The sequence below is a fragment of the Agromyces fucosus genome (assembly GCF_004134865.1).
Classification (GTDB): Bacteria; Actinomycetota; Actinomycetes; order Actinomycetales; family Microbacteriaceae; genus Agromyces; species Agromyces fucosus.
In genome coordinates, this window is sequence record NZ_SDPO01000003.1 from 227,768 (window position 1) to 241,634 (window position 13,867).

The 13,867-nt window shown below is 71.7% G+C and carries 13 protein-coding genes; 5 read left to right on the plus strand and 8 right to left on the minus strand.

Going from position 1 to position 13,867, the window contains the following annotated elements:
* Positions 1-15 precede the first annotated feature (15 nt).
* Complete coding sequence (locus ESP57_RS18450) at positions 16-2,679, plus strand: choice-of-anchor Q domain-containing protein (protein WP_165877455.1); 2,664 nt, start codon at positions 16-18, stop codon at positions 2,677-2,679.
* Between the two features lie 60 nt (positions 2,680-2,739).
* Here the strand turns inward: ESP57_RS18450 and ESP57_RS12625 are convergent, their stop codons facing one another.
* From ESP57_RS12625 to kynA, 3 genes are read right to left on the minus strand one after another with little or no spacing between them, the layout of a single operon-like run.
* Positions 2,740-3,963, minus strand: a complete 1,224-nt coding sequence (locus tag ESP57_RS12625) for a kynureninase (RefSeq protein WP_129232161.1) — start codon at positions 3,961-3,963, stop codon at positions 2,740-2,742.
* Positions 3,964-3,995: 32 nt separating this feature from the next.
* Positions 3,996-5,012 (minus strand): amidohydrolase family protein, encoded by a 1,017-nt coding sequence (locus ESP57_RS12630; protein ID WP_129231839.1) that lies wholly within the window; start codon positions 5,010-5,012, stop codon positions 3,996-3,998.
* A 2-nt stretch (positions 5,013-5,014) separates the two neighbouring features.
* Complete coding sequence (kynA, locus tag ESP57_RS12635) at positions 5,015-5,872, minus strand: tryptophan 2,3-dioxygenase (RefSeq protein ID WP_056013327.1); 858 nt, start codon at positions 5,870-5,872, stop codon at positions 5,015-5,017.
* A gap of 228 nt (positions 5,873-6,100) precedes the next feature.
* Between kynA and ESP57_RS12640 the strand changes: the two genes are divergently transcribed.
* Positions 6,101-6,751, plus strand: a complete 651-nt coding sequence (locus ESP57_RS12640) for a TetR/AcrR family transcriptional regulator (protein WP_165877464.1) — start codon at positions 6,101-6,103, stop codon at positions 6,749-6,751.
* A 108-nt stretch (positions 6,752-6,859) separates the two neighbouring features.
* On the opposite strand, the gene ESP57_RS12645 is transcribed toward ESP57_RS12640, so the two are convergent.
* Positions 6,860-7,702, minus strand: coding sequence for a VOC family protein (locus ESP57_RS12645; RefSeq protein ID WP_056012004.1), 843 nt, complete (start codon positions 7,700-7,702; stop codon positions 6,860-6,862).
* Between the two features lie 202 nt (positions 7,703-7,904).
* On the opposite strand from ESP57_RS12645, the gene ESP57_RS12650 reads away from it, so the two are divergent.
* Entirely contained in the window at positions 7,905-8,432 is a 528-nt protein-coding gene (locus ESP57_RS12650; protein ID WP_082571474.1) for a DUF1269 domain-containing protein, read from the plus strand.
* A 107-nt stretch (positions 8,433-8,539) separates the two neighbouring features.
* Here ESP57_RS12650 and ESP57_RS12655 read toward each other — a convergent pair whose 3' ends face one another.
* Together ESP57_RS12655 and purD are read right to left on the minus strand one after the other, a co-directional pair.
* A complete protein-coding gene (locus tag ESP57_RS12655; RefSeq protein ID WP_129231842.1) occupies positions 8,540-9,490 on the minus strand; it encodes a phosphoribosylaminoimidazolesuccinocarboxamide synthase in 951 nt (316 codons plus the stop codon).
* Positions 9,491-9,517: 27 nt separating this feature from the next.
* A complete protein-coding gene (purD, locus tag ESP57_RS12660) occupies positions 9,518-10,855 on the minus strand; it encodes a phosphoribosylamine--glycine ligase (RefSeq protein ID WP_056011996.1) in 1,338 nt (445 codons plus the stop codon).
* 101 nt (positions 10,856-10,956) lie between these two features.
* Between purD and lspA the strand changes: the two genes are divergently transcribed.
* Positions 10,957-11,496, plus strand: coding sequence for a signal peptidase II (gene lspA, locus ESP57_RS12665; RefSeq protein ID WP_115960417.1), 540 nt, complete (start codon positions 10,957-10,959; stop codon positions 11,494-11,496).
* A gap of 72 nt (positions 11,497-11,568) precedes the next feature.
* Positions 11,569-11,952 (plus strand): sterol carrier family protein, encoded by a 384-nt coding sequence (locus ESP57_RS12670; protein WP_129231843.1) that lies wholly within the window; start codon positions 11,569-11,571, stop codon positions 11,950-11,952.
* Between the two features lie 18 nt (positions 11,953-11,970).
* Here ESP57_RS12670 and ESP57_RS12675 read toward each other — a convergent pair whose 3' ends face one another.
* Together ESP57_RS12675 and ESP57_RS12680 are read right to left on the minus strand one after the other, a co-directional pair.
* Positions 11,971-12,756 (minus strand): heme ABC transporter ATP-binding protein, encoded by a 786-nt coding sequence (locus ESP57_RS12675; protein ID WP_129231844.1) that lies wholly within the window; start codon positions 12,754-12,756, stop codon positions 11,971-11,973.
* A complete protein-coding gene (locus ESP57_RS12680) occupies positions 12,753-13,859 on the minus strand; it encodes a FecCD family ABC transporter permease (protein ID WP_129231845.1) in 1,107 nt (368 codons plus the stop codon). Before ESP57_RS12680 ends, ESP57_RS12675 begins: the two co-directional genes overlap by 4 nt.
* Positions 13,860-13,867 lie beyond the last annotated feature (8 nt).

Genomic DNA, 13,867 nt, shown 5'->3' on the forward strand with positions numbered 1-13,867 from the left:
AGACGGTGCGCGTCGATGCCCACCGTGCCGGAGGTCATCATGCGTCTCGCCTCGATTCCTCTCCGTACCGCCGCCGCGGCCATCGGGCTCGCCGGGCTGACCGGCGCCCTGCTGGCGCTCACCGCGCCCCCGAGTCCGGCGCGGGCCGATTCGGTCATCGTGGTCGACTCGGTCTCGCAGTCGCTCGGTGACGGCGGCTGCACCCTGCCCGAGGCGATCCTTGCGGCCAACCACGACTCGACGGTCGTGCCGGATCCCGACGGACGCGGCGCCGTCGTCGACACGGGATGCGCGGCCGGCAGCGGCATCGACGTGATCGAACTCGCGCCCGGCGCGACGTACGCGTTCGGGGCGGTGATCGACGACGCGCTGAACCACGTCGGCCCGAGCGCCACGCCGATCATCACCTCCCACCTCGTCATCGAGGGCCGCGGAGCCGTCCTCCTGCACACCGGTACGACGCCGGTGCGGGCATTCGCCGTGCAGGCCGGGGGATACCTCGATCTCCGCGAGGTGCACGTGAGGGACTTCTCCGTTCGAGGAGGCAATGGCGGCAACCGCGGGGGCGGCGGAGGGCTCGGTGCGGGCGGAGCCATCGCCGTGCACGAGGGCGCTCTCCTCGTGCAGTGGAGCACCTTCGAGTCGAACATCGCGACGGGCGGTGACGGCGGCGGTCGAAGCGACATCGGTGGATCAGGCGGCGGTGGCGGTGGCGGTCTCGGGGGCTGGGGCGGCTCCGACGGCGGTGGGGGCGGCGGCTCTCGGGGTCGTGGTTCCGAAGGCATCATCATCGGCTCCGACGGCGGTGGCGGTGGCGGAACGGTCTCCGACGGTGGGGGCGACTCGATCTTCGACACGGCGCCCGGCGGGTACCGCTGCGGCGGAGAGGGTGCCTTGCTGAGCGTCCTCGATCAGTTCCTCGCGCACGCGGACGGCGACGACGCCGGGTGCGCGGGCGGTGGCGGAGGCGGTGGCGGCGACGGCGCATTCAGCAGCGGTGACGGTGGCGACGGTGCGTACGGCGGCGGTGGCGGAGGCGGTGCCTACGACGACGGCGACGGCGGGCACGGCGGCTTCGGCGGTGGCGGCGGCGGGGCCACGGCCGAGCCCGATGTCTTCAGTTGCGGCGCCTACTGCGGCGGTAGCGGCGGCGACGGCGGCTTCGGCGGCGGTGGCGGCGGGGCGCCGGGCGGCGTCGTCTTCGGCGGCCCGGGCCTCGGCGGCACGTTCGCCGGCGACGGCAGCGAACTCTACGGCGGCGGTGGCGCCGGCCTCGGCGGTGCGATCTTCGGCTACAGCGCGAGCATCGAGGTGAGCAACAGCACCTTCACGGGCAATGCCGCGGTGCGCGGCGTCGCAGGCTCCGGCGGTTTCACCGACGGCGGGGCGCAGAACGGGGCGGATGCCGGTGGTGCGATCTTCACCGTCGGCGGCAGGTTGACCATCACGAACTCCACGATCGCCGGCAATGAGTCCACGGGCGACGGCGCCGGCGTCGTGGTCTACAAGCCGACCACCGGGGATCCGACTTCGCTCGAGCTCCGCAACACGATCGTCGCCGGCAATACCGGGCGCGACGAGTGCTTCGTGCTCGGCGGCGTCGCAACGTCCGGCGCGGGCAACCTCGTCACGCCGCATGCCACCGATGCGCGCACCTCATGCCCGGCGATCACGCAGTCGGCGGATCCCGAGCTCGCGCCGCTCGCACTCAATGCGCCGGGGCGCACTCCAACGATGGCCGTCGGCGGGCTGAGCCCGGCGGTGAACACAGGGGACCTCGCATCGGCCCCGCTCGACGACCAGCGGGGCATCTCCCGGCCGCAGTTCGGCTCGGTCGACATCGGCGCGTACGAGTTCGAGGGCGGCGCGGACGCCACGGCCCCGCGCGCCGCGCCGGCGGTCACGTCGGGGAGTGGGCTCGACGGCTGGAGCACGACGGACGTCGCCGTCGACTGGGGTTGGAGCGACGGGGTGGGCGGCACGGGGATCGACCCGTCGCGCTGCACGCTCGGGTCGACCTCGGCCGGAGAGGGGAGCGCCATCCTGATGTCGGCGAGCTGCACCGACCTCGCGGGCAACACCAGCACGTCGGAGTACACGGTCAAGGTCGACAAGACGGCCCCGGTCGTCACCTGCGATGCGGCTCCGCGATTCGTGGTCGGCGGTGCGCCGACCATCGGGCTCTCGGCGACCGTGACCGACGCGCTGTCGGGCCCGGGGTCGTCTCCCGTCACCGCCCAGTTGACCGCGACGGACCTGGCCGCGACCGGGGTCTTCTCGAGGCCGCTCACGGGTGCCGACGTGGCCGGCAGCACCACGACGGTCGACTGCGAGTTCGTCGTGGCGTACGGATTCTCGGGCTTCCTCCAGCCGGTGCCGCAGACCTCGTACAAGCGGGGGTCGAACCTCCCGGTGCGGTTCCAGTTGACCGCCGCGAGCGGGCAGTCGATCAGCGACGCAGTAGCGGCGGCACTCCTCTCACCGAGATGCCTCGTGTCGGTGACGTTCGACGGTCTGGCGAGGGGATGCGCGACGTACAACGCGGTCTCCAACACCTTCCAGTTCGACGTGAAGACGACGAAGGCGATCGCGGCCGGAACCCACACGATCGGGATCCTCGTGAAGAGCGGTGCCGGCGACATTCTGAATGCGAACACGGCACCGGTGCAGTTGCGGTGACCACGCGGTCACGAGCGGATTAAGCGGGCGGGCATCGCCACCCCTGACCGCTCGAGCGCATCAGGCGAGCCCCGCGCGCTCCTGCAGCACCGTCTTCAGGGTGGTGCGCGTGGCGTCGAGCCCGCGGTGCAGCTCTTCGAAACTCGTCGAGAGCGGGGAGAGCCCGATGCGGAGGCCGCCTGGGTCGCGGTAGTCGGGGATCACGTCCTGCTGCCAGAGGCGGGCGGTCACCTCGCGCATCGCTGGGTGCTGCAGCGTGACGTGGCCGCCGCGCTCCTCGGGGTCGGCGGGGGAGGCGAGGGTCACGCCGAGGGGTGCGAGCCAGTCGTCGGCGAGGGTGATCGCGAACTCGGTGAGCGCGACCGACTTCTCGCGGAGCGCCGGCATACCCGCCTCCTCGATCATCGCGAGCGTCTCCTCCATCGCGAGCATGCCGACGATCGGCGCGGTGCCCGAGAGGAAGCGGCGGATGTCGGGCACGGGCTCGTAGTCGGGCCCCATCGCGAACATGTCGGTCGTGCCCCACCAGCCTTGGATCGGCTGGGCGATCGCGGCCTGCAGGTCGTCGCGCACGTAGGCGAACGCGGGTGAGCCCGGGCCGCCGTTCAGGTACTTGTAGGTGCAGCCGACGGCGAGGTCGAACCCCCAGAGGTCGGCCTTCACCGGCACCGAGCCCGCGGAGTGGCAGAGGTCCCAGAGGATCAGGGCGCCCGCGTCGTGCGCGATGCGCGTGAGTTCGGGGGCATCCGCCAGGTACGCCGACCGGTAGGCGACGTGCGAGACGACGACGAGCGCGGTCTCGGGGCCGACGGCCTCGGCGAGCTGCTCCGGCGAGACACCGGCCGAGGTGTCGACCTCGATCCAGCGCAGGCGCAGGCCGCGCTCGCGCGCGATGCCGTCGAGCACGTAGCGGTCGGTCGGGAAGTTGTCGGTGTCGACGACGATCTCGCGACGCGCCGGATCGCGGGCGATCTGGGCGTCGACGGCCGCGCGGGCGAGCTTGTAGAGCAGCACGGTGGTCGAGTCGCCGATGATCGTCTGCCCGGCCTTCGCCTCGATCACGGCGCGGCCGATGCGGTCGCCGATCTCGGTGGGCAGCTGCAGCCAGGCCTCGTCCCACCCGCGGATGAGCCGGCCGCCCCAGTCCTCCCGGAGGAACCGCTCGACGCGCTCGATCGCCGACACCGGCGGGCGGCCGAGCGAGTTGCCGTCGAAGTAGACGAGATCGGTCTCTGCGCCCGCGAAGCGCTTGCGGTAGTGCGCGAGCCCGTCGGCGCGGTCCATGCGGCGGGCGAAGGCGAGATGCGGGTCGTGGGTCACCGGTGCTCCAAATCAACGTACGGCTGCAGGTCTTCGGCGGGCGAGAGGTCGGCGGTCGCCAGCCAGCCGGGAAGCTCGTCGAGCCTCGCGGGCGGCTCGCCCGGAACGAAGGTCGCGAGGGCGCCGTCGACCGCGACCGGCCACGGGTCGGTGAGTGCGGCGATCACGGGGGATGCCCCGAGGCCGGCGCGCACGAGCAGCGCGAGCTCCGCTGGGTTCAGGCCGAGCGGCTGATCGCCGTTGCCGAGGTCGGTGCCGTACAGCACGCGCCCCCCGGCCGCGTGGAAGCGGCCGAGGTTGTCGAGCGCGATCTCCGCCTCGGGCGTCGCCTCGCCGTAGCCCGCGACGAAGAGCGTCGAGATCCAGCACTGCCCGGCCGACACCGCCCGGCCGATGAGCGCGTCGTCGAGTCGCTCGGTGAAGGGCGTGTGCGCGAAGGCGTCGACGCCGGCCTCGATCGCGAGCCGCGACATCCCCTCGCCCTCGACATGGGCGACCACGGGCACGCCGGCGGCGTGCGCGCTCGCGACCACCGCCGCGAGCGTCACCGGGTCGAGCACCGGCCCGGCGGCGAGGTTCAGCGCGACCTTGATGACGGATGCCCCGAACGCCAGCTGCTCGCCGACCGCCGTCTCGGCGGCCGTCGGCAGGGCGGCGCGCTCGTCACCCGCCGCGACGACGATCTCGCGCGCGCTGCCTGGCGCGGCCCACGGTCGGTCGGACGGGTATCCGCCCGGCGCGGTGAGGAAGCTGCCGGCGAAGGCGACGCGCGGCACGCCGTCACGACGGGCGTACGCCGCGATCGTGTCGAGCGGGCCGCCGAGGTCGACGACGCCCGCGAGTGCGGTGTCGCGCAGGGCGTCGGGCCCGATCAGCATGAGGTGCACGTGATGGTCGATGAGCGGCGGCAGCATCGTGCCCGTCTCGCCCGGGTGCTCCGCGCTCATCGAGCGGCGCACGCGCCGCGCGCCGGGCCCGAGGTCGAGCGGTGCGGGATCGAGGCGGCCGGGCATGCTCAGCCCGGGATCTCGGTGCGCACAGCGTAGAGCTCGGGGAAGAACGTGAGATCGAGTGCCCGCCGCAGGAAGCTCGCGCCGCTTGATCCGCCGGTGCCCGTCTTGCTGCCGATGATGCGCTCGACGGTCTTCAGGTGCCGGAAGCGCCAGAGCTGGAAGTTGTCCTCCAGGTCGACGAGCTCCTCGCACGTCTCGTAAGCGGCCCAGTGCTCCGAGGTGTCGGCGTAGATCGAGGCGAACACCGGCACGAGCTCGGGGGAGAAGGTCCACGCCTGGGTGACGTCGCGCTCGAGGATCTCGGCCGGAATCGGGTACCCGGCGCGATCGAGGAGCCGGAGGAACTCGTCGTACAGGCTCGGCGATTCGAGGGCGTGCCGGAGGATCGCGCTCGCCGCGGCATCCGACTCGAAGACCTGCATCATCTTCGCGTTCTTGTTGCCGAGCACGAACTCGACGGCGCGGTACTGGTACGACTGGAACCCGCTCGCGTTGCCGAGCACGCCGCGGAACTGCGCGTACTCGGTCGGCGTCAGCGTCGCGAGCACCGACCACTGCTCGGTCAGCGTCTTCTGGATGTGCTTGACGCGCGCGATGCACTTCAGCGCCGGGGCGAGCTCGTCGGCACGCAGCAGGTCGCGCGCGGTCTCGAGCTCGTGCAGCACGAGCTTCAGCCAGAGCTCGGTGGTCTGGTGCTGGATGATGAACAGCAGCTCGTCGTGGTGCTCGGGCCGCGAGATCGGCCGCTGCGCCGAGAGCAGCGTCGGCAGGTCGAGGTAGCCGCCGTAGCTCATGCGATCGCTGAAATCGGTGACGACGGATGCCTCGATCGTGCGGGTGTTGGCTTCGACGCCGTCGATGGCGCTGTCGATGGCGCCGTCGCCGGGTGCGGTTGGCTCAGTGGTCACGGCACCAGCCTAACCACGCGGGGTGGAGGCCGACACGGCGGGCATCCCCTTGCCGGCAGCACCGGCATGTGCCCGCCGCGTCGCGACCCTTCCCCCCAGAAGGGTCATCGCCATCGTTCATTCGGGTAAACGGAGGTGACCCTCCGAATCATACGGCACCGACGCGCGTACAGTGAAAGCGTGAGTTCATCCCTGTCGCCTCGCCGTGATGCGAGACGCAACCATGAGCGCCTGCTCGCCGAGGCGAAGCAGCTCTTCGCCGAGCGCGGCATCGACGCGCCGCTCGACGAGCTCGCCGTGCGTGCCGGCGTCGGTGCCGGCACCGTCTACCGGCACTTCCCGAACCGCGATGCGCTCGTGCGCGAGCTCTACGACGCCGCGGTCACCGACCTGCGCGAGTTCGCACCGCAGTTCCTCGCCGCGGAGACCGGGTGGAAGGCGATCGAGCTCTGGCTCGACCTGGTCAGCGGATGGCTCGTCGCGTCGCCGCACCTGCCGGCGGTGATGCGTCGCGTCGCCGAACTCGACCCGACCCACCGCCCCGGCACCGAGTTCGCACCGATGATGGATGCCGTGGTGTCCCGGGCGAAGGCCGAGGCCACCCTGCGTCAGGACGTGACCGCGGTCGACCTCAGCATCATGGTCGACATGCTCGGCTCGCTGGGGCAATACGGCGGGGCCTACCTGCCGTACTGGCGTCGCCAGCTCGCGGTCATGCTCGACGGGCTGCGCGCCCGACCCGATCTCACGCCGCTGCCCGGCGAGGGCCAGGCGTTCGACGAATTCCACGACATGTCGCACGCGAAGGGCTCGTCGCCCGCGCCGCGCTGACCGCCGCCGCGCAACCAACTGCGCACGTCGAGATGACGCGAATCGACCTCGAGCGGGTCACTCGAGGTCGATTCGCGTCACTTCGGCGGGAGGTGCGAACGTCGCGGTTCAGCCGGCGGCGCGCACCACTACGAGGTTGGCCCACGGGTCGTCGAACGCGAGGGTGAGGCCGTCGTCGCGGGTCGCGACACGGTAGTGGCCCATGCGCTCGCCGAGGTCGCCGAGGTCGTCGGCGCTCGGCACGACGATCTCGACCTTGCCGAGCCCGAGCGCGAGCGCGCGACGGCCGGCGCCGCGGCTGTTCCACGTGTTCATGGCCATGTGGTGGTGGTACCCGCCCGCCGAGACGAAGAGCGCCTGGTCGCCCATCTCGGCCGTGGTCTCGAAGCCGAGCCGATCGACGTAGAACTCGCGGGCACTCGCGACGTCGCCGACCGAGAGGTGCACGTGGCCGACGACGGCTTCGCCCAGGCCGGTGCCGGCTGCCGCGGCATCCGCCCCGCCCTCGGTGAGGTGCTCGCGCAGGTACTCGTTGGGGTCGAGGTACAGCGTCGCCATCTCGATCGTTCCGTGCGTCCAGCTCCACTTGGAGCGGTCGCGGTCGAAGTAGAGCTCGATGCCGTTGCCCTCGGGGTCGGTGAAGTAGAAGGCCTCGCTCACGAGGTGGTCGGCGCTGCCGGTGAAGGTGCCCGGATGCTTCGAGGCCACCGAGTAGATCGCGGTCGCGAGCGCTTCACGGGTGTCGAAGAGGATCGCGGTGTGGAAGAGTCCGGCATCGCGCGGCGAGGCATGACGCAGCTCGGGCGCGTGCTCGAGGATCACGATCGGCGTCGAGCCGCGGCCGAGCACCGCGACCGGGCCGTCGTGGCTCAGCAGTTCGAGCGTGACGGCGTCGCGGTAGTAGCGGATCATCGCGTCGAGGTCGCCGACGCGCAGCGTCACGGCGCCCATGCCGGTGTCGGCGGCGAGCAGCCCGGCGCCCTCCGGCGCTCCATTGGTTGTAATCACAACTAATGATAACCGGGGGATCGCGCCGCGCATTCCCGATCGAGATCGTCGGAAACGGGACTGCCGCTCGAGCGCCGCCATCCCTACGATGGAGGCACACCGGCTCCCGGGGACCGACGGGGAGCCTTCTGGAGGGGACGAAGACATGGGCATGGACAACCTGGTGCTGTACGTGGCGACCTACGACGACGGTGCGACCGCCACCGACGAGTACCGCTCGCTCAAAGACGCCGAGGCGTCATCCGAGCTCGAGGTCGTGTCCTCGGTCGTGATGCGTCGCGGTGACGACGGCAGGGTCGCCGTCGACGAGCACGGCACCGGCCAGGTCGCCGCCGGCACGTGGATCGGCGGTGCTGCCGGCCTCGTCGTCGGCCTCTTCGCACCCCCGCTGCTCGCCGCGACGGCCATCGGAGCGGGCGTCGGCGCCATCTCGGGCGCGATCGCGAAGAAGCACGATGAGAAGAAGGTGGGCCTCGAGCTCGAGGAGTACCTGCCGAAGGGGTCGTCGGCCATCGTGGCCGTGCTCGACGACAAGTACCTCGACCGCATCGACGCGGTGCTGACGAAGTACGCCAAGAAGGTCGACAAGGCGATCGATCGAGACGACTACGAGGCCCTCGAGAAGGCGATCAGCGAGGGCGGCGACAAGATCGCAAAGGCGATCGGCTCATAGGCGAGACATCGTCGGTCGAGTAGCGAGCGAAGCGAGGTATCGAGACCTACCGTGCCGCATGGTCTCGATACGGCCCTGGCGGGCCTACTCGACCGACGTGCCGAGACTCAGGCGCCGGCCGTCAACCGGTCGAGCAGTTCGCGGTACTTGGCGGCGGTCTGCTCGACGATCTCGTGGGGGAGGGTCGGCGGCTCCTCTGAGACCTCCTGATCCCAGTTCGCCGAGAGCCAGTCGCGCACGATCTGCTTGTCGAAGCTCGCCATGCGCAGCTCGGGCGTCGCGGCGGTGGCGTACGCCTCGGCGTCCCAGTAGCGGCTCGAGTCGCTCGTGAGCACCTCGTCGGCGAGCGTGACGATGCCGGTCGACCGGTCGGCGCCGAACTCGAACTTCGTGTCGGCGAGGATGACGCCGCGCGCTTCGGCGATCTCCGATGCGCGGGCGAAGATCTCGAGCGACAGCGAACGCAGCTGCTCGGCGACGACCTCGCCGACGAGCTCCACAGTGCGCTCGTACGACACGTTGACGTCGTGCTCGCCGAGGGGAGCCTTCCAGGCCGGTGTGTAGATCGGCTCGGGCAGGCGGTCGCCGTTCGAGAGCCCCTCGGGCAGGGCGTAACCGCCGATGGCGCCCGTCTCCTGATATTCCTTCCATCCGCCGCCCGTGATGAAGCCGCGCACGACGCACTCCACGGGGAACATGTCGAGCGTGCGGCAGAGTGTGCCGCGCTCGGCGAGCTCGGCGGGCACCTCCGGCAGCTCGAGTGCCTCGAGGCGGTCGTCGAGCGGGTGCGCGAGGTGGTTCGGCACCTCGGGGAGCTGGTCGAACCACCAGCGGGTGAGGCTCGTGAGCATCGCGCCCTTGCCGGGGATCGCGGGCGAGAGCACCTGGTCGTAGGCGCTCACGCGGTCGGTCGCGACCACGAGCACGACGGGCGAGAGGCTCAGCGGATCACCCGTCCAGCTGTCGTCGTCGACGAGCAGCTCGGTCGGCACGTAGAGGTCGCGCACCTTGCCCGAGTAGACGTGGGTCCAGTCGGCGTGCTCCTGCGAATCGCTCATGGCTTCCTTCATTCGGTGACGAGAGGCCTATTCGGCGACGCGCGCGGCGATGTCGGTGCGGTACTGGCCGCCGTCGAGCCGCAGGTGCCCGAGCGCCTCGTACGCGCGCCGGCGGGCTTCGGCGAAGCCGTCGCCGACGGCGACGACATTGAGCACGCGGCCGCCGGTCGCGATGAGCGGCAGCTCTTCGGCGCCGTCGCCGGTTGCGGCGCCGATCGCGGTCGCGGCGTGGGCGAGGTGCACTCCGGGCACGGATGCCGCGGCCTCGATGCCCTCGATGGCGCGGCCCGTCTGGGGCGACTCGGGGTAGCCCTCGCTCGCGAGCACGACCGTGACCGCGGCATCCGCTCTGAAGACCGGTCGCGGCAGCGAACCGAGCCCGCCGGTCGAGGCTGCCAGAAGCAGGCCGGAGAGCGGGGTCTCGAGGCGGGGGAGCACGACCTGCGTCTCGGGGTCGCCGAAGCGGGCGTTGAACTCGATCACGCGGATGCCGCGCGAGGTGAGGATGAGGCCCGCGTAGAGCAGGCCGATGAACGGGGTCTGCTCTTCGGCGAGCTTGTGCACGGTCGGCAGGGCGATCGTCTCGATGACCTCGTCGACGAACGCCGCCTCGCTGCCGAAGCGGCCGCCTCGGCCGTCGGAGGCGTCGGCGAGCCAGGGGAGTGGCGAATAGGCGCCCATGCCCCCGGTGTTCGGACCGGCATCGCCGTCGTGCAGTCGCTTGTAGTCCTGTGCGGGCGAGAGCGGCAGCACGTTCGTGCCGTCGGAGAGCAGGAACAGCGAGACCTCCTGGCCGTCGAGGAACTCCTCGATGAGCACGGGGCCCTGCTGCAGGTAGTGCGCGGCGTGCGCCACGGCGGCGTCGCGGTCTTCGGTGACGAGCACGCCCTTGCCGGCGGCGAGGCCGTCGGCCTTCACGACGTAGGGGGAGCCGAACTCGTCGAGCGTGGTCTCGACCTCGTCGAGCGTGTCGGCGAGGTTGGCACGGCCGGTCGGCACGTCGGCGTCCTGCATGATGCGCTTCGCGAATGTCTTCGATCCCTCGAGCGCGGCGGCGGCCTTGCCCGGCCCGAACACGGCGATGCCGCGGGTGCGCAGCGCGTCGGCGACGCCCGCGACGAGCGGCGCCTCGGGGCCGATGATGACGAACTCGATGTCGTTGTCGAGCGTGTAGTCGCTGACGAGCACCGGGTCGGTCGGGTCGAGCGCGATGGTCGTGACGCTGCCGCGCGCAGAAGACGTGGGGGATGCCGCGATGCCCGCGTTGCCCGGCGCCGCGATGATCTCGTGGCCGGCCTCCTCATCGAGGAGCGCGAGGATGATGGCGTGCTCGCGCGCGCCCGAGCCGAGGACGAGGATTCTCACCGGTTCAGGCTACCTCCTTGGGCTGCGCCCGCTTCGCCCCGTGACACCGCGATCGATGCCTCACGCCCGCCCACCGCTCGATCTGCTGAGAGGATGGAGGCGTGAACGCGACGCCCGACGATCAGCCCGTAGACGTTCCGAGCCCGCGCGGCCACCGTCTCTTCTGGTGGGTGCTCGCCATCGCCGCGTTCATCGTCGTGATCGACCAGGCGAGCAAGTGGTGGGCCGAGGCCCAGCTCGGCGACGGCAGCACCATCCCGGTGATCGGCGACCTCATCCGCTTCGTCCTCGTCTACAACCCGGGCGCCGCATTCTCGATCGGCACCGAGTACACGTGGATCTTCGCGATCCTCGCCGGCGTCGGCGCGATCGCGATCGCGTGGTTCGCCTGGCGGGTCGGCTCGGTGGGCTGGACGATCGCCCTCGGGCTCATCCTCGGCGGCGCCATCACGCACCTCGGCGATCGCCTCTTCCGCGAGCCCGGTTTCGGCCGCGGCCATGTCGTGGACTTCATCGGGTACGGCGACTGGTTCATCGGCAACGTCGCCGACATCGCGATCTTCGCGGGCGCCGTGATGATCCTCGTGCTGACGTTCATGGGCATCGCACCCAAGGGCGGGCGCGTGCGGGACGACGCCTGACGGTCGGCGTCGGCGAGCGGCCCTGACGAGCGGCCCTGACGGCTGCGGGCCGCCGGTGGCAGAATGGCCGACATGGCACGCGTGAGGATCGGCGACGACATCGGGCGGGCGGCAGTGTCGGTCGTGCAGGCGGCGACGGCCGAGGGTGCGGATGCCGCGACATCCGTCGATCGTTCGACGCTCGCGCTCGCGGTGCGCTACTCGCTGCAGCTGCTCGCCGAAGAGGCGCCCGGCGGCACGGTCGAGGTGCGCGTGCCGCCGTTCGGCGCCGTGCAGTGCATCGAGGGTCCGAAGCACACGCGCGGCACGCCCCCGAACGTGGTCGAGACGGATGTCACGACGTGGCTCGCCCTCGCGACGGGCGCCCTTTCATGGGCCGACGCGCGTGGGGCCGGCCGGGTGCACGCCTCGGGCCAGCGGGCCGATCTCGGCGACGTGCTGCCGATCATCCGCTGACCCGGCACGGCACAGGTCTCAGCGCACGGGCAGCACGAGCGGAACCCCAGTGCGGGGATGCGGCACGACCTCGACCGGCTGGCCGTAGACCGCTTCGATGCGCTCCGCCGTCAGCACGTCGGCGGGAGCACCCGTCGCGACGACCCGGCCGTGCCGCAGCAGCGTGATGTCGTCGGCGTAGGCGGCGGCGAGGTTCAGATCGTGCAGCACGACGACGACCGTGGCGCCGGCAGCGGCGTGGTCGCGGGCGAGGCGCAGCACGTCCTCCTGGTGCTTGAGGTCGAGCGCGGCCGTCGGCTCGTCGAGGAGCAGCACGGGCGTGCGCTGCGCGATGACGCGGGCGAGGGCGACGCGTGCGCGCTCGCCTCCCGAGAGCGACGGCACGGTGCGGGCGGCGAGATGCGAGACATCCGTGGCCGCCATCGCCGCGTCGATCTCGCGATCGTCGTGCTCGGCCGCAGCGCTGCCGGCCCACGGATGCCGCCCCATCGCGACGATCTCCCGCACGGGGAAGGGGAACGAGACCGTGTGCTCCTGCGTCAGCACGGCGCGGAGTCGTGCAAGCGCCTTCGGCGACTGTCGGGCCACGGGCGTTCCGCCGAGGTGCACGGTGCCCGATGCCGCCGCGCGGTCGCCCGCGAGTGCCGCGAGCAGGGTCGACTTGCCCGCTCCGTTCGGGCCGATGAGCGCGTGCACGCGCGCCGGGGTGGCCGAGAAGTCGACCGCGTCGAGCAGGCGCACACCGTCGATCTCGACGGCGAGGCCGGCTGCGGTGAGGGCCATGGCGTCTGGTGCAGGCCTCATCCCCAGCCTCCCGAACGGCGGCGCGTTCGGCGCAGCAGCCAGAAGAAGAACGGGCCGCCGATGATCGACGTCAGCATGCCGATCGGCAGGTCGGCCATCGGCACCATCGTGCGGGCGGCGAGATCGGCGAAGAGCAGCAGCACGGCGCCGCCGAGGGCGCTCGCGACGAGCAGCGGCCGGTGCGCCGGGCCGATCACCATGCGCATGAGGTGGGGCACGATGAGGCCGACGAAGGCGATGATGCCCGCGAACGCGACGGCCGAGCAGACGAGCACGGCGACGACGACGATCGACACGATGCGCACCGCCTCGACGCGCACGCCGAGGTGACGCGCCCCGCGCTCGCCGAGCGAGAAGAGGTCGAGCGTGCGGCCGAGGAGGAGCGCCGCGGTGCCCGCGACGATCACGAGCGGGAGCATGACGGCGACCTCGGGCCAGCGAGCGCCGTTCAGGGATCCGAGCTGCCAGAACACGATCTCCTCGCGGGAGCCCGTGTCGCCGATGAAGGTGAGGAACGCGAGGGCCCCGCCCGCGAACGCGTTGATCGCGATGCCCGTCAAGACCAGCGTGACCACCTCGGTGCGTCCGCCGGCGCGGCTCGCGAGGTAGACCACGAGGGTTGCTCCGAGCCCGGCCGCGAACGCCGCGACGGCCGTCACCCAGTCGCCGAACGCCGTCCAGCCGAGCACGATCGCGGCGGCGGCGCCGAGCGCGGCGCCCGACGAGACGCCGACCACGCCCGGCTCCGCGAGCGGGTTCGCGAAGATCGCCTGCATGACGGTGCCGGCCATCGCGAGCGCTGCGCCGATGAGCAGGGCCATCGCGATGCGCGGGAAGCGGATGTTCCAGAGGGCCGAGTCCGTGTTGGGCAGGGCCTCGGGAGCGTCGCTCAGGCCGAGGCCGCGCAGGAGCGAGTTCCAGACCTCGTGGGGTGGCACGGGCAGCTGCCCGGCGCCCGCGGAGATGACGATGCCCGCGACGAGCGCGACCGCGAGGCCGGCGAAGAGCAGCGCGCTGCGCGTGCGCGGGGTGACGCCGCGTTTCGCGTTCGACGCGAGGCTCGGGAGCACGGCGTCGGCCGCGACAGCGGGTGCGGCCGCCATCGGCGCCT

What these genes read in the sequence shown, in the direction of transcription:
- ESP57_RS18450 (WP_165877455.1), top strand. Translation starts at nt 16, where the DNA reads ATGCCCACCGTGCCGGAGGTCATCATGCGTCTCGCCTCGATTCCTCTC.
- ESP57_RS12625 (WP_129232161.1), bottom strand. Translation starts at nt 3,963, where the DNA reads ATGGACCGCGCCGACGGGCTCGCGCACTACCGCAAGCGCTTCGCGGGC.
- ESP57_RS12630 (WP_129231839.1), bottom strand. Translation starts at nt 5,012, where the DNA reads ATGCCCGGCCGCCTCGATCCCGCACCGCTCGACCTCGGGCCCGGCGCG.
- ESP57_RS12645 (WP_056012004.1), bottom strand. Translation starts at nt 7,702, where the DNA reads ATGGGCGCCGTGACGCTGCGCGTCGGCGACCTCGACGCGATGATCCGC.
- ESP57_RS12650 (WP_082571474.1), top strand. Translation starts at nt 7,905, where the DNA reads ATGGGCATGGACAACCTGGTGCTGTACGTGGCGACCTACGACGACGGT.
- ESP57_RS12655 (WP_129231842.1), bottom strand. Translation starts at nt 9,490, where the DNA reads ATGAGCGATTCGCAGGAGCACGCCGACTGGACCCACGTCTACTCGGGC.
- ESP57_RS12670 (WP_129231843.1), top strand. Translation starts at nt 11,569, where the DNA reads ATGGCACGCGTGAGGATCGGCGACGACATCGGGCGGGCGGCAGTGTCG.
- ESP57_RS12675 (WP_129231844.1), bottom strand. Translation starts at nt 12,756, where the DNA reads ATGAGGCCTGCACCAGACGCCATGGCCCTCACCGCAGCCGGCCTCGCC.
- ESP57_RS12680 (WP_129231845.1), bottom strand. Translation starts at nt 13,859, where the DNA reads ATGGCGGCCGCACCCGCTGTCGCGGCCGACGCCGTGCTCCCGAGCCTC.